Genomic DNA, 22,076 nt, shown 5'->3' with positions numbered 1-22,076 from the left:
TGCGTGTGGACGATCTGATCGCGGCAATGGCCTCGCTGACCGGCTCTTCCGCCGATCCCGAGGTGCTCGGCGGCGACCGCGGTGACGTCGTGGTGGTGCGTGTCGGCGACGTGGTGGCGAAAGCGCACCCCGCGGACGTCGACGTGGAGGCGTTGCGGCAGCGGGTGGAGATCGCGGCGGCGCATCCCGAGCTGATGCTGCCTCCGTTGAAGCCTCTGCAGTTCGTGGAAGACCGGCCCGTGACGGTGTGGCCGTACGGAACGCCGGTGAGCCAGGCGGACCCCGACGCGGCGCCGTGGGAGGAGAGCGCGGCTCTGCTGGCACGCCTGCACGCGTTGCCCGTGCAGGGTCCGGTGGCCGGTGCCCCGGAACGGATCGTGCGCGCCATCAAGGCCCTGCCGCCCGACCTCCCGCACGCCGACGTCGTCTTGGAGGCCTTCCAGGTCCTGCCTCCGCTGGACCTGCCGGGGCGCGCCCTGATCCACGGCGACTGGCACCTCGGACAGCTCGTGCACCGGGGCGCCTGGCGGCTCATCGACGTGGACGATCTGGGGGTCGGCGATCCGGTCTGGGACCTGGCCCGACCTGCGGCCTTGTTCGCTGCGGGCATCCTCCCAGATGATCTTTGGGCCCGGTTCCTGAACGCCTACCGTGAAACGGGAGGTGTGGCACTGCCGACATCGGAATGGGAAGCGCTCAACATCCCGGCTCAGGCGTACGTTGTGCAAATGGCAGCGCGGGCACTAGTGACCGGTCTGCAAGCAGTGGAACCGCTGGTCGAGGCCTGCCGTCGGATCGTCGCGACGCACGGCAACGGCGACCGCGGCTAATATCGTATTTGTCCGGTCCCACCCAGGAGGCTCACCACGATGCAGTGTCCCAAGTGTCATGCGAACATGCGCACGTTCGACCGCATGGGCGTCCACATCGAGCAGTGCGACGGCTGCCGCGGGGTCTTCCTCGACTACGGCGAGCTCGAGTCCATCACGCGCCTCGAGGCCCAGCTGCACACGCCGCCGCCCGCGGCCCCGGCTCCTCCGCCCGTCGCCTACCCGCAGCCGGTCCAGCCCGCCTGGGGTGCCGCCCCGCAGCAGGTCCACCACCACCACGGCGGCCACCACGGCTACGGCTACGGCCACCGCAAGCACCACGGCCTCTCCGGCCTCTTCTTCTCCTCCTGACCCGCCGACGGCCCCGGATCCCTGCTCCGGGGCCGTTGACGACTACCGAAAAACAGGTGGATAATCGGTAGTCAACGGGAGGAGTAGCCATGTCTGTCGCGACCGAGGCCGCCCACATCCGAGACCTCTTCGCAACGATCGAAGAGCTTGAGTCCGTGGCGTCATCCCTGGCAGAAGACGACGAACGCCGCCACAAGCTGGACGGCGTAGTAGCCAAAACCCTGCGCCAAGCCCCACCCGTCCGCCCGGTGGTGGCCGGCGAACTCCTCGACCTCACCGAGAAGACCGTGAAGGCCTGGGCCCGCGAAGGCGTACTGGCCATCCACAGCCAAGAACCGCGCATGCTCCTCGACACCGTGCGCCTGCACGAGGTCCTCCACCTCGTCTCCGACCTCCGCCGCGCAGGCAAGACCCGCGCCCTCATCGACGAGGTCCACCGCCGCCTGAGCGACCAGTCCCTCCTGGACCGTCCCGACCTCGCCAACTCCCTGGCCGAGATGCGCAGCGGCAAGGGACGCGTGGTCCGCTCAGCTTGATCCAGGTAGTAGAAACCCAAACAGCGAACGCCCAGGCCAACGGCCTGCGCGGCCGAGCCCGCCTGGCCTACGAACGCTTCCTGGACGAACTGGCCCACTCGGGCTGCGCCGCGCTCGGGTACCGCGTGACGGGCCCAGAGCCTCTCCCCCGCCTGTGCGTGAAGCACCTCCGCGGTCCCGACCGAGTAGTGGTCGCCTTCCCGTCCCCGGACGTCGTCTGGGTCCTCCTGGTGGGCCCGCACGACGACGACCCGGGCCTGGACCTCTACGAAGCCCTCTACGAGATGGCCGGAGTCCGCCCCCGCCTGTCCGAGAAGCGCACCAAGCCCCGCTGCTGCACCGACGAGTCCGGCATCCCACCCCTGGTCGACGAGAACCTGGTGGACGACCTGGTCATCCGAGCAAGGGCCCTGGCCCGAGCGCGCCGGCGCTAAGCACTCGCAGCGAACACGAACTCGTCCCCAGCCGGTTCGTAGCGCAGATACGCCCTCTTGAGCGGATCGACCCCTTCAAGCGCCAACGCGACCGGCAACCCGAACGCCCGCCCCAGTTCCCGCAGAAACGCCGCCAGCAGGTCGACCCTCTCCTGCCCCTGCAACTCCCGCGTGTCGACGTCGAAGACAACCTCGTCGCCGGCATCGAAGAAGTTGACCATGAACCCCTCGGCGGGCCAGACGTGGAACGTCCCCCCACCGGCCTCAGGCTCCTGGAACCCCCACCCCTGAGCCCGCACGAGCCCGGCGACGGCCCGCCAAGCTCCAGGCACCACCCCGACAACACACCCGTCGTGCAACGGCGCGTCGTTCCCAAACTCGGGATCCATCCACTCCCGCGCGTCACTCCACCGCAGCTCCCCCATGCCCTTCATGGAAGCAGGCGCCCGCAACCAGATTCCACCGACAATTTTTCTTGTCAGTACAGAGATAGTTGTCTAGGCTTCGTTCAGACACGACGAACGGAGACCACGATGTCCTTCCAGGCCTACCTCGACGGCGCGGAGAAGAAGACCGGCAAGACCCCGGCCGAACTGCTGGCAGCAGCCACCGCACGCGGCTACGACGCCACCACGAAGGCAGGCGTGGTCCTGGACTGGTTGAAGACCGACTACGACCTGGGCCGAGGCCACGGCATGGCGCTCTACCACGTGCTGAAGAACGGCCCGCAGATCAGCGAGAAGCACGTGGGCACCAACGGCAGCCACCGAGACGAGTCGACAACGCTCCGCCTGGACGGCATAGCCAACCGCTGACGCGCGATGCTGCCGGCAGAGCCCCCACGCAGCCGGGGACACGACAAACAGAAACAGCCCCTGGAAGCCAGAAGCTCCCAGGGGCTGCCCTGTGTCAACTAAGCGACCTAGCGGTAGTCCCGCCCGAAGTCGTAGTCGTCCAACGGCACCGCGGCACCAGTTCCAGTCCCGAAGACGTCGGGCGTGTAGTACCCGTCGTCGTAGGAAGGAATCGCGTACGCAGCCGCACGCGCCTCCTCAGTCGGCTGAACCTGGATGTTCCGGTACCTGTTGATACCCGTACCAGCCGGGATCAACTTACCGATGATCACGTTCTCCTTCAGACCGATGAGCTTGTCCGAACGCCCGTTGATGGCGGCGTCGGTCAGCACACGAGTCGTCTCCTGGAACGACGCGGCGGACAGCCACGAGTCGGTCGCGAGCGACGCCTTCGTGATACCCATCAGCACCGGACGACCAGCGGCCGGCTCGCCACCCTCGGCCACGACGGCGCGGTTGCCGGACTCGAAGTCCGCCCGCTCGACCAGCGAGCCGGGCAGGAACTCCGTGGCACCCGAGTCGATGATCGTCACCCGGCGCAGCATCTGCCGGACGATGACCTCGATGTGCTTGTCGTGGATGGCCACACCCTGGGCGCGGTACACCTTCTGCACTTCCTGCACCAGGTGCAGCTGGGCCTCGCGCGGGCCCATGACGCGCAGGACCTCGTGCGGGTCCGGAGTACCTTCCAGCAGCTGCTGACCGACGTGCACGTGGTCGCCGTCCTGCAGCGGGCCGGTGGCCGTGTTGGCGAGACGCTGACGCTTGGACAGCTTCTCGAACACGATCTCCTCGGAGCCGTCGTCCGGGATCAGCGTGATCTTCCAGAAGCGGTCGCCGTCCTCGATGCGGACGCGGCCGTCCACATCGGCGATCGGCGCCTTGCCCTTCGGGACGCGAGCCTCGAAGAGCTCCTGGACACGCGGCAGACCGGTCGTGATGTCGTCACCGGCCACACCACCCTGGTGGAACGTGCGCATCGTCAGCTGCGTGCCGGGCTCACCGATCGACTGGGCGGCGACGATGCCGACGGCCTCGCCGACGTCGACCAGCTGACCGGTCGCCATCGAGCGGCCGTAGCAGGACGCACACACACCGACGGCCGACTCGCAGGTCAGCACCGAACGCACCTTCACGCGGAGAATGCCGGCGTCGACCAGCGACTGCAGTGCCGGGTCGCCGAGGTCGTCACCGCGGTTCAGCACCAGGTTGCCCTGGGCGTCCGTGATGTCGTCCGCGACCGTGCGGGCGTAGACCGACGTCTGCGCGAACTCGTGCAGGCCGACCTTGTCGCCGAGCTGCTCGCCGACGGTCATCTGCACACCACGGGTGGTGCCGCAGTCGACCTCGCGGATGATGACGTCCTGCGAGACGTCCACCAGACGACGGGTCAGGTAACCCGAGTCGGCGGTGCGCAGCGCGGTGTCGGCCAGACCCTTACGGGCACCGTGCGTCGCGATGAAGTACTCCAGCACCGACAAGCCCTCGCGGAACGAGTTCTTGATCGGGCGCGGGATGTACTCACCCTTCGGGTTGGTGACGAGACCACGCATACCCGCGAGCGAACGGACCTGCGTCATGTTGCCGGCCGCACCGGACTGCACGATGACGCGGATCGAGTTGTCCTCGGGGAAGTTGTCTTCCATGATCTCGTGGACCTGCTCGGTGGCCTTGGTCCACACCTTGACCAGCTCGGAGTTGCGCTCCTCGTGGGAGAGCTGACCGCGCTGGTAGCGCTTCTCCACCGCGTCCGCGAGGCGCTCGTGCTCCTCGAGGATGTCCTGCTTCGCGGCGGGGACGAGGACGTCCGAGATCGCGACGGTCACACCGGAACGGGTGGCCCAGTGGAAACCGGCGTCCTTCAGCTTGTCCAGCGTCCGGGCGACGGTGACCATCGGGTACCGCTCGGCGAGGTCGTTGATGATCACGGCCTGCCGCTTCTTGGGCATGACCTCGTTGATGAAGGCGTAGTCCTGCGGCAGGATCTCGTTGAACAGCACGCGACCCAGCGTGGTCTCCGCGAGCCACGGCTGACCGGGCTCCCAGCCCTCCGGCTCCGCACCCTTGGGCGGGTTCTTGTCGGAGACGCGGATCTTCACCATCGCCTGCAGGCCCAGGACCTTGCGGTCGAACGCCATGAGCGCCTCGGCCGGCGACGAGTAGAAGTGGCCCTCGCCGATGTCGCCCTTCTTGTGGCGGGTCAGGTGGTACAGACCCGTCACCATGTCCAGACGCGGCATGGCCAGCGGCTTGCCGGAGGCCGGCGAGAGGATGTTGTTCGACGACAGCATCAGGACGCGGGCCTCGGCCTGCGCCTCGGCGGACAGCGGCAGGTGGACTGCCATCTGGTCACCGTCGAAGTCGGCGTTGAACGCCTCACAGACCAGCGGGTGCAGCTGGATGGCCTTGCCCTCGACCAGCTGGGGCTCGAAGGCCTGGATGCCGAGGCGGTGCAGCGTAGGTGCGCGGTTGAGCAGCACCGGGTGCTCGGTGATGACCTCTTCCAGCACGTCCCACACGGCCGGGCGCGCACGCTCGACCATCCGCTTGGCGGACTTGATGTTCTGCGCGTGGTTGAGGTCCACGAGCCGCTTCATCACGAACGGCTTGAAGAGCTCCAGGGCCATCTGCTTGGGCAGACCGCACTGGTGCAGCTTGAGCTGCGGGCCGACCACGATGACCGAACGGCCGGAGTAGTCGACGCGCTTGCCGAGCAGGTTCTGGCGGAACCGGCCCTGCTTGCCCTTCAGCAGGTCGGACAGCGACTTCAGCGGGCGGTTACCGGGACCGGTGACCGGGCGGCCGCGGCGGCCGTTGTCGAACAGCGCGTCAACGGCCTCCTGCAGCATCCGCTTCTCGTTGTTGACGATGATCTCGGGCGCGCCGAGGTCGATCAGTCGCTTCAACCGGTTGTTGCGGTTGATGACGCGGCGGTACAGGTCGTTCAGGTCGGACGTGGCGAAGCGGCCACCGTCGAGCTGCACCATCGGGCGCAGGTCCGGCGGGATGACCGGGACGCAGTCCAGCACCATGCCCTGCGGGTTGTTGCGGGTCGCCTGGAAGGCGGCAACGACCTTGAGGCGCTTGAGCGCACGCAGCTTCTTCTGGCCCTTACCGCTGCGGATCGTCTCGCGCAGGATGTCGGCCTCGGCGTCGACGTCGTAGTCACCCAGCAGCTTCTGGATGGCCTCCGCGCCCATGGCACCGGTGAAGTAGTCGCCGTAGCGGTCGTACAGCTCGCGGTAGAGCAGCTCGTCCGCGATCAGCTGAGCGCGCTCGAGCTTGGTGAACGTGGACCAGATCTCGTCGAGGCGGTCCAGCTCGCGCTGGGCGCGGTCGCGGAGCTGGCGCATCTCACGTTCGCCACCCTCCTTGACCTTGCGGCGCACGTCGGACTTGGCACCCTCGGCCTCGAGCTCGGCCAGGTCGGCCTCGAGCTTCTGGGCGCGGGCCTCCACGTCGGCGTCGCGGCGGTTCTCGACGCGCTTGCGCTCGACCTGCATCTCGCTCTCGAGCGTCGGCAGGTCGTTGTGGCGCAGCTCGGCGTTCACGCCCACGATGACGTAGGCGGCGAAGTAGATGATCTTCTCGAGGTCCTTGGGGGCCAGGTCGAGCAGGTAGCCCAACCGGCTGGGAACGCCCTTGAAGTACCAGATGTGCGTGACCGGAGCGGCGAGCTCGATGTGGCCCATGCGCTCACGACGCACCTTCGCACGGGTCACCTCGACGCCGCAGCGCTCACAGATGATGCCCTTGAAGCGAACGCGCTTGTACTTGCCGCAGTAGCACTCCCAGTCCCTGGTGGGACCGAAGATCTTCTCGCAGAACAAGCCGTCCTTCTCGGGCTTGAGCGTGCGGTAGTTGATGGTCTCGGGCTTCTTGACCTCGCCAAAAGACCACTGGCGGATGTCGTCCGCGGTCGCGAGACCGATGCGGAGCTCATCGAAGAAGTTGACGTCGAGCACGTCTACTCTCTTCCCCTTTTTAGATCGGTGGCAAAGGAGCTGGTCGGAGGGCCGGAGGAGGGCTACGCGGGAGGCATTGCCCTCCCCCGACCGGCGAGGTGACTAGTTGACGACGTCGTCCACGGAGGGCGACTCGGACCTCGACAGGTTGATGCCGAGGTTCGCGGCCGCGCGCTCCAGGTCCTCGTCGTCGCCGTCGCGCATCTCGATCGCGGCACCGTCCGAAGACAGGACCTCGACGTTGAGGCAGAGCGACTGCAGCTCCTTGAGCAGCACCTTGAAGGACTCCGGGATACCGGGTTCCGGGATGTTCTCGCCCTTGACGATGGCCTCGTAGACCTTCACGCGGCCGAGCACGTCGTCGGACTTGATGGTGAGAAGTTCCTGCAGGGTGTATGCGGCGCCGTACGCCTGCATCGCCCAGCACTCCATCTCACCGAAACGCTGACCACCGAACTGCGCCTTACCACCCAGCGGCTGCTGCGTGATCATCGAGTACGGGCCGGTCGAACGCGCGTGGATCTTGTCGTCGACCAGGTGGAGCAGCTTCAGGATGTACATGTAGCCGACCGACACCGGGAACGGGTACGGCTCACCGGAGCGACCGTCGAAGAGCTGCGCCTTGCCGTTCTCCTTGACCATCCGCTCACCGTCGCGGTTCGGGATGGTGGAGCCCAGCAGGCCCGTGATCTCTTCTTCCTTCGCACCGTCGAACACCGGCGTGGCGGTCTTCGTGCCCGGCTCGACGTCGTACAGCTCCTCGGACAGGTTCTTCGCCCAGTCCGGGTCGCCGTTGATGCTCCAGCCCTGCTTGGCGATCCACCCGAGGTGGGTCTCCAGCACCTGGCCGATGTTCATACGACGCGGCACACCGTGGGTGTTCAGGATGATGTCGACCGGCGTGCCGTCCTCGAGGAACGGCATGTCCTCCGCGGGGAGGATCTTGCCGATGACGCCCTTGTTGCCGTGGCGGCCGGCGAGCTTGTCGCCGTCCTGGATCTTGCGCTTCTGGGCCACGTAGACGCGGACGAGCTCGTTCACGCCCGGAGGCAGCTCGTCGTCGTCCTCACGCGAGAAGACGCGGATGCCGATGACCTTGCCGTACTCACCGTGCGGCACCTTGAGCGACGTGTCGCGCACCTCGCGCGCCTTCTCACCGAAGATCGCGCGGAGCAGGCGCTCCTCGGGCGTCAGCTCGGTCTCGCCCTTGGGCGTGACCTTGCCGACGAGGATGTCGCCGGGCTGGACCTCGGCACCGATGCGGATGATGCCGCGCTCGTCCAGGTCGGCCAGGACCTCTTCGGAGACGTTCGGGATGTCCCGGGTGATCTCCTCGGCGCCGAGCTTCGTGTCGCGGGCGTCGATCTCGTGCTCCTCGATGTGGATCGAGGTGAGAACGTCGTCCTGCACGAGGCGCTGCGACAGGATGATCGCGTCCTCGTAGTTGTGGCCTTCCCACGGCATGATCGCCACGAGCAGGTTCTTGCCGAGCGCCATCTCGGCGTTCTCGGTGCAAGGACCGTCCGCCAGGACCTGACCCGCCTCGATCCGGTCGCCCTCGTTCACGATGGGCTTCTGGTTGATGCAGGTGCCCTGGTTCGAGCGACGGAACTTGTGCAGCGCGTAGGTGTTGCGCGCACCGTCGTCGGCCATGACGGTGATGTAGTCGGCGGAGACCTCCTCGACCACACCCGTCTTCTTCGCGACGACGACGTCACCGGCGTCGACGGCGGCGCGCAGCTCCATGCCGGTGCCGACGAGCGGCGACTCGGAGCGGAGCAGCGGCACGGCCTGACGCTGCATGTTCGCACCCATCAGGGCGCGGTTCGCGTCGTCGTGCTCGAGGAACGGGATCATGGCGGTCGCGGCCGACACCATCTGGCGCGGCGAGACGTCCATGTAGTCGACGTCGGTCGGGTCGATGAACTCGACCTCGCCGCCCTTCTTGCGGACCAGAACGCGGTCGTCGGTGAAGTTGCCCTCGTCGTCGGTCGGCGAGTTCGCCTGCGCCTTGACGTAGCGGTCTTCCTCGTCCGCGGTCAGGTAGTCGATCTGGTCGGTGACCCGGCCGTCGACGACCTTGCGGTACGGCGTCTCGATGAAGCCGAACGGGTTGACCCGCGCGTAGCTCGAGAGCGATCCGATCAGGCCGATGTTCGGGCCTTCCGGCGTCTCGATCGGGCACATGCGGCCGTAGTGCGACGGGTGGACGTCGCGGACCTCCATGCCCGCGCGCTCACGGGACAGACCACCCGGACCCAGCGCCGACAGACGACGCTTGTGGGTCAGGCCCGCGAGGGGGTTGGTCTGGTCCATGAACTGCGACAGCTGCGAGGTGCCGAAGAACTCCTTGATCGCCGCCACGACGGGACGGATGTTGATCAGGGTCTGCGGCGTGATGGCCTCGACGTCCTGCGTGGTCATGCGCTCGCGAACGACGCGCTCCATGCGGGACAGACCGACGCGGATCTGGTTCTGGATCAGCTCACCGACGGTGCGCAGGCGACGGTTGCCGAAGTGGTCGATGTCGTCGACCTCGACGGGAACCTGGGTGCCGTCGGCACCGTCCATCTGCGTCTCACCGGCGTGCAGGCGAACGAGGTACTCGATCGTCGTGACGATGTCGTCCTCGGTCAGCACACCGGTGTTGATGTCACTGGTGACGCCGAGCTTCTTGTTGATCTTGTACCGGCCGACCTTCGCCAGGTCGTAGCGCTTGTCCTTGAAGAACAGGTTCTCCAGCAGGGCCTGCGCCGACTCCTTCGTCGGCGGCTCGCCCGGACGCAGCTTGCGGTAGATGTCGAGCAACGCCTCGTCGGTACCCGCGGTGTGATCCTTCTCGAGCGTGGTCAGCAACGTCTCGCTGAACGCGAACCGCTCGCGGATCTGCTCGGTGCTCCAGCCCAGAGCCTTCAGCAGCACCGTCACCGGCTGGCGACGCTTGCGGTCGATGCGGACACCAACGGTGTCGCGCTTGTCGACGTCGAACTCCAGCCAGGCACCCCGGGACGGGATGATCTTGACGCTGAAGACGTCCTTGTCCGTCGTCTTGTCGACCGCGGTGTCGTAGTAGACACCGGGCGACCGCACGAGCTGAGAGACCACCACGCGCTCGGTGCCGTTGATGATGAACGTGCCCTTGTTCGTCATCATCGGGAAGTCACCCATGAACACCGTCTGGCTCTTGATCTCGCCAGTGGTGTGGTTGGTGAACTCCGCCGTGACGAACAACGGTGCCGCGTACGTCATGTCCTTGTCCTTGCACTCTTCGGTCGAGGCCTTGACCTCGTCGAAGCGCGGGTCGGAGAAGGACAGTGACATGGAGCCGGAGAAGTCCTCGATCGGCGAGATCTCGTTGAGGACCTCTTCGAGGCCACCCGTCGGGGTCTCGTCGCCGGCGTCGACGCGGCGCTGGAACCACGCCTCATCGCCGGTCAACCACTCAAAGGACTGGATCTGCAGGTCAAGCAGGTTGGGCGTCGAAAGGGGCTCGTTAATCTTCGCGAACGAGACCCTCTTCGGCGCTCCAGGGATCCCCGACGTGGAGTTGGTCGCAGCAGTGGCCTTGGTCGCGCGAGAGATCGCCAAGATGCGTCCTTCCAGGGACAAATAGCTGGCTAGAGCGAACTAGCACGGCTGTCAAGGGTGCGGCGCTGCTCGACTAATCCACGCTCTCGGCGAAGGGCAAGCGGAAAATGGGCAGCGCAAAGGGGCAGTCTAGCCACGCGCACGGCGACTGTCGAGAGGCACCTGGAAGGACCCTCCTCTTGCTCACCGACAGAGTGACCCTGCATGAGCGTGCAGTCAAGATGTGGACAGTCGATCCACCCTGTGGATGGAGCGCAGTTCACCGACTGTCACCCATTTGACCTGCACAAACACGCGTGCGGCCGATTTGGTGGGAAGTTGGCGGCTTCAAGCGGACTTACAGAGCGCCACGAGATTTGTGTGACCGAGATCACGCGTGTCGACCCTGGCGAAGGGTGTCTCAGCAGTGCTTCCGGGGCATCCTGCACGGCTTCGCAGCGGAGTTGATCTTAGGGCACGGTGATCAACACCCCGACACCGGCTCGGCCCCAAACGACCGCTGTTTCCCGGGAACGCGGGGGCCCCGCGTTCCCCAGAAGGAAACGCAGGGCCCCCGCGTTCCGTCAGTCAGCAGCCCTGGAGCTGGCGGTTCTGGTCGGCCGTGGCGCCGAACATCTCCATGTTGTCGATCTTCCAGCGGCCGCCGTCGTCGATCGCGCTCACGCGGAGCATGGCGGTGCCGCCGCCCGACTGGTTGTCGGTGGTGCGGGTGGTGACCTGGTCGGCGAAGACCAGGACGGTGGCGCGGCTGTCCTTCAGGGACGAGACGGCGGAGGAGACGACCCGGACGGTCACGACCAGCTTCTGCTGGGGGGCGACTTCCTTCACCGGGCCGAACACGGCGTTGTACTGGCACAGAGCCTTGCCGGTGAGCAGCTCGCGAGCCGCCTTCTCGGTGGACTCGACGTCGGCGAAGTTGTACGAGAAGGACTTCTCGACGGCCTCGCGGATCTGGCCGTTCACCGCCGAGGTGGTGGCGGAGTCGACCAGGGCGGCGTCGTAGGACACCGCGCGCGACTTGTAGAGGAAGAAGCCGCCGAGGCCGCCCAGCAGCACGCCGACCACGACCAGGGCCACCGGCAAGATCCACGACGGCCGGGTGGGCGTCGCCGGCTCGGTGACCGGCTCGGCAGCAGCCTTCTTCGAAGTGCCGGGCTTGGCGGGCTTCTTCGCAGACGCGGAGGCAGGCGGAGGCGTCCACTCGACCGCCTCCGGTGCCTTCAGCTCGTCGGCCTCCTGCTCCTGCGCCAGCTCCTCGATCTCCGGAGCCCCGGCGGCCTCGACGACCTCGGGAGCCGGTGCCTCCTCGGAGGCGCGGCGGTGCAGGCCGGCGACCTTCGGGCGGCCTCCGGCCGGTGGCGTGGGGATGGGGCGGCGGCGGGGTCCAGGCACGTGCGCGTCCAATCAGACGCCCGCCCGCAACGGGCCCAGCTGCGAAAGCTTCCAGCCGTCCTCGGTGCGGGTGAGCTTGGTCAGGTACCGGTTGATCTTGGTGACCTGCTTGCCGTCGGCAGGGGTCACCGTGCTCTCGACCACCGCGATCATGGACGCGGTGCCGGCGCGGTCGTCCAGCTCGGTGATCGCCGAGTCCAGGACCTTCGAGGTGGTCACGGACTTGGCGTCGACCAGCTGCTTCTTGCGGGAGTCCTTGTCCTTGTCGATCTCCGCGCGCAGCTCGCCGGTCGACGAGTTGAGCCAGCGCTGCAGGTCCTCGTCGACCTTCTTGTAGTCCAGCGTCAGGAAGTTCGAGATGCCCACCTGGCCTGAGCGCAGAGCGTCGTCGCGCGTGGCGGCGAACGTGGACTCCGACGAGTGCGCCGAGCTGTACCAGACGAAGCCGCTGAACACGGCGAACACGAGCATCACCACGGCGAAGACCGCGGCGAGCGCTGTGAAGATCCGCACTACTTCTTCTCCTCCGGCAAACCGAGCAGCTGGCCCAGCGACGTCAGCAGCGGCAGCTCGGGAGCCGCCTGCTGCCCGGTCGGCTCCAGGCCGGGCTGCGTGGTCGCGTTGCCGACGGGCGTCGTCGGCGTTCCACCGTACGGCGCATTCTGCGAGCCTCGCACCGACGTCGCCGAACCGCGCGCCAGAGCGCAGTACGCCTGCGTGTTCAACGGCGCGGCGGACGTGTCGTTGCCCTGGCGGATCTTGGTGCCCTCGTAGCCCACGGTGCACGGCATCGGGTCGAACACGTTCAGCGCGAGGCCGAAGTGCGCGGACCCGTCGCCCGGCGCCACGGTGAAGCCGCCACCGACGGCGATCGGGTACGTCACCGCGATCTGCTCCAGACCGTCACGCCTGGTCACGAGGATGTTCGAGGTGGTCAGCAGGTTCGCGAACACCACACCGAGGTTCGGCCCGCTCTCCTTCAGCAGCGCCGACACCTGCTGCGAGGCCGGCGGCACCGCCACGATCAACCGGCGGATGTCGCCGTCGGACGCCTTCAGCTGCTCCGCGATCAACCGCAGGTCACCGCTGAACGACCGGATCGCCCCACCCTGCGCTGCCTGCGTGGACAGCACGATCTTGCCGTCCTTGAGCAGCTGCGTCGTCTGGGGCAGGTGCTCCTTGGCCGCCGCCGTGAACGCCGCGGTGTTGTCGATCAGCACCTGCAGGTCGCCACCGGTGCCGCTGAACGCCGTGTGCAGCTCGTCGACCACGGTCTTCAGCGAGTCCGTGGGCACCGACGACGCGAACGCGTCCAGGTTGGACAGCAGCCCGTCGACCGGAGGCGGGGTCTTGGTGGCCGACCGCGGGATGACCGACCCGGCCTCCAGATAAGGCCCGGAGTCGCTCTTCGGCCGCAGGTCCACGTACTGCTCACCCACGGCCGACCGGTTCGCCACGACGGCCTCGGTCGACGCGGGCACGCGCGGCGCGTCCGAGTCGAGCTCCAGGTCGACCTCGACTCCCTCCGAGGTCAGCCGCAGCTGCCCGACCCGGCCGATCGTGACGCCGCGGTACGTGACCTCGGCGTTGGAGAAGATCCCGCCCGAGTCCGCGAGCTGCATCGTCACGACTGTCGACGAGGACTTGAACAGACCCACGTACGTCGCGCTGACGTAGGAGATGCCCAGCAACGCGACCAGCACGAACGCGCCGATCTTGAGCTTGGTGCCGCGTGTGATCACTTGCGACCTCCCAGCAGCCCACCGAGCAGATCGCCCAGCCCGGACCCGGTCCCGGTGCCGGGGCTGAGACCGGGCAGCGGGATGTTCGGCAACGGCAGCGGCGTGCCCGACGGGATCAGCGAGTCCAGCGGGGACTGCCGCGACCGGCCGAGGTTGTCGAGAACGTTGCCGAGGTTCAGGTCGAGATCGGCGTAGAGGTTCGTGTAGTCGCCCTTGATGCCGTCGACCGCCGCGTCCGGGAACGGGTAGGTCAGCAGCAGCTCGAACGCCTTGGGCAGGTTCTGCCCGGACTCCGCGAGCTTCTGCAACGTCGGCTGCAGTGCCTTCAGGTCCGCCACGATGTCGTCACGGCTCTTGTTCACCGTGTCCACCGCGACGTCCGAGAGCTTGTCCAGCGACTGCAGCAACGTCACGAGCTGGGTGCGCTGTTCGGCGATCACCCGCAGGCCGGGTTCCAGGTCCGTCAGCGCCACCGCGATCTTCTCCCGCTGCTGCGCCAACGTGCCGGCGAGGCGGTTGATCGAGTCGAGCGCGCGGACGATCTCCGCCTTGTGCTTGTCCAGCTCCCCGACGAACGTGTTCAGGTTGCCCAGCAACGAGCGGATCTGCTGCTCGTTGCCCTGCATCGCGTTGTTGAGCTCCTTGGTGATGTTCTGCAGCTGCGCCACACCACCACCGTTGAGCAGCAACGACAACGCGCCGAAGACCTCTTCGACCTCGGGGTTGCGGTTGGTCCGGTCCAGCGGAATCACCGCGTTGTCGGCCAACTTGCCGTTCGCGTCCTTGGGCTTCCCGAGCTCCACGAACTTCTCGCCGAGCAACGCGGACTGCCGCAACTTCGCGAACGCGTTGGCCGGCAGCTGCACGTCGCCGTTGACCAGCAACGTGACCTCGGCGGTCCAGCCATCAGCAGCCAGGTCGATCTGCTCGACCCGCCCGACCGGCACGTCGTTGACCTTCACGCCCGCCTGCGGGACCAGGTCCAGCACGTCCTTGAACTGCGCCTTGACCCGGTACGGGTGGTCACCGACGTCGGCGCCACCGGGCAGAGGCATGTTGTAGACGCCGTCGAACCCGCCCGAACCACAGCCGGAGACCAGCAACAACGCCGCCACCGCAACAACGAGCTTCTTCATCGCGGCGTCCCCCCAACCGGCAGGGGCAGCGGCAGCTTGCCCGCGTTGAGATCGCTGATGATCTGCGCCGGCGACTGCAGCGGCACCGCACCCGACAGGATCGGCTCCAGCTGCTTGCACGTCTGCGCGAGGATCGGCGGCACGTTGTTCGGCGTCGCCTGCTGCACCAGCTTGCAGACCAGCACGATCGGCGGCTGGTTCAGCTCGTTGATGTCCGCGCGGGTGTCGAGCGTGCCGGACGCCGCGTTGTAGGAGTTCTGCAGGTTGCCCAGGGCCAGCGGCGCCACGTCCAGCGTCTCCGCCAGTGCCGCCCGCTGGTTCACCAGCACCTGCGTGATCGAGGCGAGCTTGTCCACATTGGACTTGAGCACCTCGCGGTTGTCCTTGATGAAGCCCTGCACCTGCTGCAGGGCCGTCGCCAGCTCGTTCAACGCGGCACCGAGGTCACCGCGCTCGTCGGCCAGCAGCTTCGTGACGTCGGCGAGCTGCTTGTTGAAGTCCCGCACCTGGCTGTCGTTCGCGGCCAGCATCGCGGTGAACTTCTGCAGGTTGTCGACGGTCGCGAACAAGTCCTCTTTGGACCCCGACAGCGTCCGCGTGGCCTGGCCGAGGTTCTTCAACGTGTCGTTGAGCGCCTGGCCGTTGCCTTCGAGGTTCTTGGCCGCGGAGTTCAGCAGGTCCGCCAACGCGCCGTCGGCGTTCGCACCGTTCGGCCCCAACGCGGTCGTGAGCTTGTCCAGCGACTGGTAGAGCTCGTCCAGCTCGACCGGCGTCGCGGTGCGCTCGCGCGGGATCACGGCGTTGTCGCCCATCGTCGGCCCACCGGTGTAGGCGGGCGCGAGCTGCACGTACCGGTCGCTGACCACACTCGGCGAAACCACGACGGCCTGCGCGTTCTCCGGGATCCGCACGTCACGCGCGACCGTGAAGACGACCTTCACGGTCTTGCCCTCCGGCGTGACCTCGTCGATCGTGCCGACCTTGACGCCGAGCACCCGCACGTCACCACCGGGGTAGACGCCGACCGCGGCCGCGAAGTGCGCGGTCACCTTGCGCTCGTTCATGCCGGAGAAGATCCACCAGAGCGCTGCGGTCGCGACCAGCGCGAGCACGCACGCCATCGCGATTCCGCGTCCCAGCTTGGAGTTCACCGCGGTCGTCATCGCTGCACCCCCGGAGGCAGGCAGCCTTCCTCGTTGAACCCGACGACGCCGAGGTTCACCGAGGGCGGCAGCAGACCGCAGATGTAGGTGTCGAACCAGCGCCCGTTGCCCAGGGTGTTCGCGAACACCCGGTAGAACGGCGCCAGCAACGTGAGGCTGCGGTCGAGGTTGTCCTGGTTGCGCTGCAGGATCGTGGTGACCTTGCCGAGCTGTTCCAGGGCGGGCTTGAGCTGGTTCTGGTTGTCCTGCACCAGTCCGCTGAGCTCACGGGCCAGGTCGCGCGTGCCGGTCAGCAGCGCGCTGATCGCCTCGCGCCGCTTGCGGATCTCGCCGAGCAGCAGGTTGCCGTCGGAGAGGAGCTTCTCGAACTCCTCGTTGCGGTCCGCGAGCGTCTTGGTCAGCTTCCTGGTGTTGTCCAGGAGCTTGGCCAGCTGCTCGTCCCGCGACGAGATCGTCTTCGAGAGCGCGGACAAGCCGTCCAGCGCGCCCCGCACGTGTTCCGGCGAGTTCTTGAAGGTGTCGGACAGGACCGTGAAGCTGTCCGCGAGCTGCTTGGTGTCGATCTGACCGACGGTCGTCGCGAGCCCGTTGAACGCCTCGTTCACGTCGTACGGCGCGAGCGTGCGTTCTTTCGGGATCGGGTCGCCGGGCGAGAGCGGCTGCTGGCCCTGCGGGTCGAGAGCCAGGAACTTCTGGCCCAGCAACGTCTTGATGCGGATCATCGCCGTGGTCCGGTCGCCCACCCAGGCGTCCTTGACCTTGAACGTGACTCGCACGCGGTCGCCGTTGAGCTTGACCTTGGTGACCTTGCCGACCTTCACACCGGCGACGCGGACCTCGTTGCCCGGCACCAGCCCCGCCGCCTCGCTGAAGTCCGCGGCGTAGCTCGTGCCACCGCCGACGATCGGCAGGTCGTCCGAGTAGAACGCGGCCAGCAACAGCAGGACGATCAGCGTCAGGCTGATCGCGCCGGTCCTGATCGGGTTGCTCGTCTTCATCGGCGGCACCTCTGCTGTGTCACCGGCAACGCCGTGATCGGGATCGGGTTCGAGATGACCGGCGGGACGGCGACCTTGCCGCTCGCCTCGCACAGGTAGAAGTTGAACCACGAGCCGTAGGTCGCGGTCCGCGTGATCGTCTCGAGCTTGTTCGGCAGCTTCTGCAGGAAGCCGTCGACGATCTGCTCGTTGTCCGCCAGGTTCTTCGAGACCAGGCCGAGCTGCGCGATGTCGTTCTTCAACGGCTCGCGGCCCTGCTCCAGCAGCCCGGCCGTGGCGTTGGTCAGGTCGCCGAGCGCGGTGATCGCGTCACCGATCGGCTGGCGGTCCTGCGCGAGGCCGGACACCAGCTGCTGCAACGTGATCACGAGGTTGTTGAAGTCCTGGTCGCGCGAGTTCACGGTGTCGAGCGCGGTGTTGAGGTTGTCGACGACCTCGCCGATCACCTTGTCCTTGCTCGCCAGCGTGCTGGTCAGCGACGCCGTGTGCTGCAACAGGCTGTCGATCGTGCCGCCTTCTCCCTGCAGCACCTGGATGATCTCGAACGACAGCTTGTTCACGTCCTCCGGCGACAGCGCCTGGAAGAGCGGCTTGAAGCCGTTGAACAACACCGTCAGGTCGAGCGCGGGCTTGGTGCGGTCCAACGGGATCGTGCCGCCCTCGGGCAGCACAGCCTTGGTGTCACCGGTGCCGGACTCGAGCGCGATGTACCGCTGTCCCACCAGGTTGCGGTACTTGATCGTCGCGGTGACCGATCCCGGCAGCTTGCGGTCGCCGTCGATCGAGAAGTCGACCTCGGCGGTCTTGCGGTCGACGACCTTGATCTCGTCGACCTGCCCGACGCGCACACCGGCGATGCGGATGTCGTCACCCTCGTTCAACGCCGTGACGTCGGTGAACCGCGCCTTGTAGTCCGTGGCGCCGGCCAGGTTCACGTTGGCGATGGTCACCGCGAGCAGCGTCGTGGCGAGGATCGTGACCACCGCGAAGGTGATCAGCTTGAGCAGCGGGGCGAGCACACCCTTCACCTGACCGTCACCTCCGTGCCGCGCACGAGCGGTCCGAGCAGCAGGCTCGACCAGCTGGGCATGTCACGCGGATCCATGCCGAGCTGCGGCCCGTAGAGCGCCGCGATCAACCGGGCTTCCTCCGGGGAGTTGGCGAGCCGCAGCACGTCCTGCGCCGACGACGTCGAGGTCACGTTGCCCGCGTTGGCAGGCGGCAGGATCCCGTCGTTGGCGACGCGGGCAGGCGGCGGCGCGGTCGAACCGTCGTTCACCGGTCCCTCCGGCGGGTACTGCGGGAACGGGTCCGGCCGCGGCACGAGGTCGTAGCAACGGGGCCCGCGCTTGTCCTTGTACTCGGGCTCGTCCAGGTTCGGCTTGTACTTGCCGCGGTTCTGCGTGATCTCCAGCGTGATGTGCAGGCCCGGCTCGTTGGTGCCCTCGCCGAACGCCTTGCTGATGACCGGCTCGAACTCCGCGAGCCCCTTGAGCAGGCACGGGTACTCGGGCGCGTACTTGGCGAGCAGCTCCAGCGTCGGCCGGCTGGTGTCGGCGAGCGCGATGAGGTTGTTCTTGTTGACCGTGACGAAGCTCGTGAGGTCCTGCGACGTCGTCGTGAGCGACCCGTAGAGCGCCAGCAGGTTGTCCCGCTGCTCCACGACCGTCTTGGTCGTCGTCGTCATGTCGTTGAGCGCCTGCAACAGATCCGGCGCGGCGTCCGCGTAGACGCCTGCGACGTCCGCGAGCTTGGAGATGTTCTCCTTCAACGCGGGCAGCTGCGGGTTGAGCTCGCCGAGGTACTGGTCGAGCGACACCAGCGTCTGGCCGAGAGGCTTGCCCCGCCCGTCCAACGCCTGCGACAGCGCGGTCAGCGTGGTGGCGAGCTTCTCCGGCTGAATGGCCTGCAGCACCGGCATCAGGTTGTCCAGCACGCGTTCCAGCTCGATCGCGCTGCTGGTCTTGTCCTGCTCGATGACCGCACCCTGCTTGATGGCCGCGCTCTTCTGCTGCGGCAGCACCAGGTTCACGTACCGCTCACCGAACAACGTCTTGGGCAGCAGGCGCGCGCTGACGTTGCCCGGGATCTCGTTCACCTTGTCCGGCAACAGCGCGAGCTCCAGCTCGGCCCCGTTCCCGCTGCTGCGAATGGCCTTCACCGAGCCCACGATCAGCCCGCGCACCTTGACGTCGCTGGCCGTCTGCAGCTGGTTGCCGATGTGGTCGGTCTTGAGCGTGACCTTGACGTAGTCGCCGAAGGCGTCCTTGTACAGCGCCACGGTGAGCGACAGGAACATGGCGATCGCGAGAAGAAAGGCGATGCCCAGCACGCGTTTCTTCATCCCGCGATCCTCACCGTCGTCGTGGCACCCCAGATCGCGAGGCTCAGGAAGAAGTCGAGCAGCGCCGTCGTCACGATCGCCGTCCGCACCGCCCGGCCCACAGCCACACCCACGCCGGCCGGACCGCCGGACGCGCGGTAGCCGTAGTAGCAGTGCGTCATGATGATCACGACCGCGAAGACCAGCACCTTGCCGAACGACCACAGCACGTCGATCGGCGGTAGGAACAGGTTGAAGTAGTGGTCGTACGTACCGGCGGACTGCCCGTAGAACTCCACCGTGATCGTCCGCGCCGCGAGGTAGCTCGTCAGCAGCCCGATCACGTACAGCGGGATGATCGCCACGAACCCGGCGATGATCCGCGTGGTCACCAGGAACGGCAGGCTGGGGATGCCCATGACCTCGAGGGCGTCGATCTCCTCGGAGATCCGCATGGCACCGAGCTGAGCCGTGAAGCCAGACCCGACGGTTGCTGACAGCGCGAGCCCGGCAACGAGCGGCGCGATCTCACGGGTGTTGAAGTAGGCGGACACGAACCCGGCGAACGCGGACGTGCCGATCTGGTTGAGGGCCGTGAAGCCCTGCAAGCCGACCACCGTGCCGGTGAACACGGACAGCCCGACCATCACACCGATCGTGCCGCCGATGACCGCCAGAGCCCCGGACCCGAAGCTGACCTCGGCCAGCAGCCGCAGAGTCTCCTTCATGTACCGCTTGAGCGCACGAGGCGTCCACGCCAGCGCCTTGAGGTAGAACGCCAGCTGGTCGCCGAATCCGTCCAGAGCGGACAGCGCCTTGTTCGCCATCGTCAGCTCCCCTTCGCGGGCACGACCTGCAGGTAGATCGTGGTGAGGACGAAGTTGACGAAGAACAACAACAGGAACGTGATGACCACGGCCTGGTTCACCGCGTCACCCACGCCCTTGGGACCACCGGCCGGGTTGAGCCCCCGGTACGCGGCCACGATGCCCGCGATGAACCCGAAGATCAGCGCCTTGAGCTCACTGATCCACAGGTCCGGCAGCTGCGCCAGCGCGGAGAAGCTCGCCAGGTAAGCGCCGGGCGTGCCGTCCTGCATGATCACGTTGAAGAAGTAGCCACCGAGCACACCGACGACGCTCACCATGCCGTTGAGCAGCACCGACACCAGCATCGCAGCCAGTACGCGGGGTACGACCAGGCGCTGGATCGGACTCACGCCGAGGACTTCCATGGCGTCGATCTCTTCCCGGATCTTGCGCGAGCCGATGTCCGCACAGATCGCACTACCGCCCGCACCCGCGATCAGCAACGCCGTCACGATCGGGCTGGCCTGCTGAATGATCGCCAGCACGCTGGCCGCACCGGTGAACGACTGCGCACCGATCTGCCGGGTGAGGCTGCCGAGCTGCAACGCGATGACCGCACCGAACGGAATGCTGACCAGCGCCGTCGGCAACACCGTCACGCTGACGATGAACCAGCTCTGCTGAATGAACTCCCGCAACTGGAACGGCCTGCGGAACGACGTCCGCACCACGTCGATGCCGAGCTGACAGAGCTTCCCGGTCTCCCGTAGCGCCCCAGCGCCGGGAAAAGTCGTGGGCGCGGTCACAGCACACCACCCTGACGCGGCCAGGGGCTGGGCGTGGGCGCCTGCGCGCCGGCGTGCACGTTGTACCGAGCCAGGTCATCCGGCGTGAGGCTCGCGATGATCCCCTGCTGCGCCTCGTACGGCAGCTGGTGAATGATCGACATGACGCGGTCTTTCCGCCTGCGCACCGCATCCCGGAACGGCAGCCCTGGCGTCGGCTCCAGTTGCGGCACCACCCCGCGCATGTCCTCGTCCGGCGACCCGTCCGAGTGCCCGGCATCCGCATGAGCCTGCTCGGCAGCCATCGTGGCCTGGTCCTTCTCCTCGGACATGCCGATCGGCCCGAGCCGCCGCCCGTTGAGGAACTGCTCCACAACCGGCTCGTCACTGGTGAGGAGAACTTCCCTCGGCCCGAACATGACGAGCTCGCGGCGGAACAACATGCCGAGGTTGTCCGGCACGGTCCGGGCAATGTTGATGTTGTGCGTGACGATCAGAATCGTCGCGTCGATCTGAGCGTTCAAATCGATGAGGAGCTGGCTCAGATACGCCGTGCGCACCGGGTCCAGCCCGGAGTCGGGTTCGTCGCAAAGGATGATCTCGGGGTCCAGCACCAGCGCCCTGGCGAGCCCGGCCCGCTTGCGCATACCGCCGGAAATCTCACCAGGCAGCTTCTTCTCCGCCCCGACGAGACCGACCATCTCCATCTTCTCAAGGACAATCCTGCGAACCTCGGCCTCCGTCTTGCGAGTGTGCTCCCGCAACGGAAACGCGATGTTGTCGTACAGATTCATCGACCCGAACAGCGCACCGTCCTGAAACAGCACGCCGAACATCTTCCGAATCTCGTACAACCGGTGCTCAGAACACCGGACAAGATCCGTCCCGTTGATGACGATCTTGCCCTGCTCCGGCTTGAGCAGCCCGACCAACGACTTCAGGAACACGCTCTTGCCGGTACCGGACGGCCCGAGCATCACGCTGACCTCACCCGGCGGCAACGTGAGCGAGACGTCCTGCCAGATGGTCTGCTTGCCGAAGGACTTGGTCAGGCCCTCAACGACCACCTCGACGCCCATCCGCACCTCCGCACACGCCCGAAGACGCCGTGGCGATCGGCGTCACACTGGGGCAACGAGTTCGTTCGCGGCAGGTTACTCACCAGTTGGC

Annotated in this window: 19 protein-coding genes; 5 read left to right on the top strand and 14 right to left on the bottom strand. The window is 66.9% G+C overall.

Annotation, left to right across the window (positions count from 1 at the left end; translation table 11 throughout):
• The first annotated feature begins 5 nt into the window (after positions 1 to 5).
• The 4 genes from ABZX92_RS04410 (at position 6) to ABZX92_RS04395 (ending at position 2,151) form a co-directional block, all read left to right on the top strand.
• Positions 6 to 830, top strand: coding sequence for a phosphotransferase (locus tag ABZX92_RS04410; protein ID WP_355553877.1), 825 nt, complete (start codon positions 6 to 8; stop codon positions 828 to 830).
• A gap of 39 nt (positions 831 to 869) precedes the next feature.
• Positions 870 to 1,181, top strand: a complete 312-nt coding sequence (locus ABZX92_RS04405) for a zf-TFIIB domain-containing protein (protein ID WP_355553874.1) — start codon at positions 870 to 872, stop codon at positions 1,179 to 1,181.
• An 89-nt stretch (positions 1,182 to 1,270) separates the two neighbouring features.
• Entirely contained in the window at positions 1,271 to 1,717 is a 447-nt protein-coding gene (locus tag ABZX92_RS04400) for a hypothetical protein (RefSeq protein ID WP_355553871.1), read from the top strand.
• The gene (locus tag ABZX92_RS04395; RefSeq protein WP_355553868.1) at positions 1,714 to 2,151 is read left to right on the top strand and encodes a hypothetical protein; all 438 of its coding nucleotides are present in this window, start codon (positions 1,714 to 1,716) and stop codon (positions 2,149 to 2,151) included. Before ABZX92_RS04400 ends, ABZX92_RS04395 begins: the two co-directional genes overlap by 4 nt.
• Here the strand turns inward: ABZX92_RS04395 and ABZX92_RS04390 are convergent.
• Positions 2,148 to 2,576 carry a hypothetical protein gene (locus tag ABZX92_RS04390; RefSeq protein WP_355553865.1) on the bottom strand — a complete coding sequence of 143 codons (429 nt, stop codon included), beginning with the start codon at positions 2,574 to 2,576 and terminating at the stop codon, positions 2,148 to 2,150. The genes ABZX92_RS04395 and ABZX92_RS04390 overlap by 4 nt on opposite strands.
• Before the next feature lie 108 nt (positions 2,577 to 2,684).
• Between ABZX92_RS04390 and ABZX92_RS04385 the strand changes: the two genes are divergently transcribed.
• Positions 2,685 to 2,966: a DUF4287 domain-containing protein gene (locus tag ABZX92_RS04385; RefSeq protein WP_355553862.1), complete on the top strand. Its 282-nt coding sequence runs from the start codon at positions 2,685 to 2,687 to the stop codon at positions 2,964 to 2,966.
• A 107-nt stretch (positions 2,967 to 3,073) separates the two neighbouring features.
• Here the strand turns inward: ABZX92_RS04385 and ABZX92_RS04380 are convergent, their stop codons facing one another.
• The 13 genes from ABZX92_RS04380 to ABZX92_RS04320 form a co-directional block, all read right to left on the bottom strand.
• Positions 3,074 to 6,970, bottom strand: coding sequence for a DNA-directed RNA polymerase subunit beta' (locus ABZX92_RS04380; RefSeq protein WP_355553859.1), 3,897 nt, complete (start codon positions 6,968 to 6,970; stop codon positions 3,074 to 3,076).
• Positions 6,971 to 7,072: 102 nt separating this feature from the next.
• Positions 7,073 to 10,558: a DNA-directed RNA polymerase subunit beta gene (locus ABZX92_RS04375; RefSeq protein WP_355553856.1), complete on the bottom strand. Its 3,486-nt coding sequence runs from the start codon at positions 10,556 to 10,558 to the stop codon at positions 7,073 to 7,075.
• A 567-nt stretch (positions 10,559 to 11,125) separates the two neighbouring features.
• The gene (locus tag ABZX92_RS04370) at positions 11,126 to 11,950 is read right to left on the bottom strand and encodes a hypothetical protein (RefSeq protein ID WP_355553853.1); all 825 of its coding nucleotides are present in this window, start codon (positions 11,948 to 11,950) and stop codon (positions 11,126 to 11,128) included.
• Between the two features lie 12 nt (positions 11,951 to 11,962).
• Positions 11,963 to 12,463, bottom strand: a complete 501-nt coding sequence (locus ABZX92_RS04365) for a hypothetical protein (protein ID WP_355553850.1) — start codon at positions 12,461 to 12,463, stop codon at positions 11,963 to 11,965.
• On the bottom strand, positions 12,463 to 13,692 hold the full coding sequence (locus tag ABZX92_RS04360; RefSeq protein WP_355553847.1) for an MlaD family protein: 1,230 nt from the start codon (positions 13,690 to 13,692) through the stop codon (positions 12,463 to 12,465). Before ABZX92_RS04360 ends, ABZX92_RS04365 begins: the two co-directional genes overlap by 1 nt.
• Positions 13,689 to 14,828, bottom strand: a complete 1,140-nt coding sequence (locus ABZX92_RS04355) for an MCE family protein (RefSeq protein WP_355553844.1) — start codon at positions 14,826 to 14,828, stop codon at positions 13,689 to 13,691. Before ABZX92_RS04355 ends, ABZX92_RS04360 begins: the two co-directional genes overlap by 4 nt.
• On the bottom strand, positions 14,825 to 15,991 hold the full coding sequence (locus ABZX92_RS04350; protein WP_355553841.1) for an MCE family protein: 1,167 nt from the start codon (positions 15,989 to 15,991) through the stop codon (positions 14,825 to 14,827). The genes ABZX92_RS04355 and ABZX92_RS04350 overlap by 4 nt, the downstream gene beginning before the upstream one ends.
• Positions 15,988 to 16,989 (bottom strand): MCE family protein, encoded by a 1,002-nt coding sequence (locus ABZX92_RS04345; protein ID WP_355553838.1) that lies wholly within the window; start codon positions 16,987 to 16,989, stop codon positions 15,988 to 15,990. Before ABZX92_RS04345 ends, ABZX92_RS04350 begins: the two co-directional genes overlap by 4 nt.
• Entirely contained in the window at positions 16,986 to 18,017 is a 1,032-nt protein-coding gene (locus ABZX92_RS04340) for an MCE family protein (RefSeq protein WP_355553835.1), read from the bottom strand. Before ABZX92_RS04340 ends, ABZX92_RS04345 begins: the two co-directional genes overlap by 4 nt.
• Positions 18,014 to 19,333 carry an MCE family protein gene (locus tag ABZX92_RS04335; RefSeq protein WP_355553832.1) on the bottom strand — a complete coding sequence of 440 codons (1,320 nt, stop codon included), beginning with the start codon at positions 19,331 to 19,333 and terminating at the stop codon, positions 18,014 to 18,016. The genes ABZX92_RS04340 and ABZX92_RS04335 overlap by 4 nt, the downstream gene beginning before the upstream one ends.
• Positions 19,330 to 20,139 carry an ABC transporter permease gene (locus ABZX92_RS04330; RefSeq protein ID WP_045309764.1) on the bottom strand — a complete coding sequence of 270 codons (810 nt, stop codon included), beginning with the start codon at positions 20,137 to 20,139 and terminating at the stop codon, positions 19,330 to 19,332. The genes ABZX92_RS04335 and ABZX92_RS04330 overlap by 4 nt, the downstream gene beginning before the upstream one ends.
• 2 nt (positions 20,140 to 20,141) lie before the next feature.
• Positions 20,142 to 20,927 (bottom strand): ABC transporter permease, encoded by a 786-nt coding sequence (locus ABZX92_RS04325; RefSeq protein WP_355553828.1) that lies wholly within the window; start codon positions 20,925 to 20,927, stop codon positions 20,142 to 20,144.
• Positions 20,924 to 21,985, bottom strand: a complete 1,062-nt coding sequence (locus tag ABZX92_RS04320; protein WP_355553826.1) for an ABC transporter ATP-binding protein — start codon at positions 21,983 to 21,985, stop codon at positions 20,924 to 20,926. Before ABZX92_RS04320 ends, ABZX92_RS04325 begins: the two co-directional genes overlap by 4 nt.
• Positions 21,986 to 22,076: the final 91 nt, after the last annotated feature.

It is taken from the genome of Lentzea sp. NPDC006480 (assembly GCF_040611995.1).
In the GTDB taxonomy this organism is placed as follows: Bacteria; Actinomycetota; Actinomycetes; order Mycobacteriales; family Pseudonocardiaceae; genus Lentzea.
Note: the sequence above shows the minus strand (reverse complement) of the source record. Positions and strands in the feature narration are given on the sequence as shown.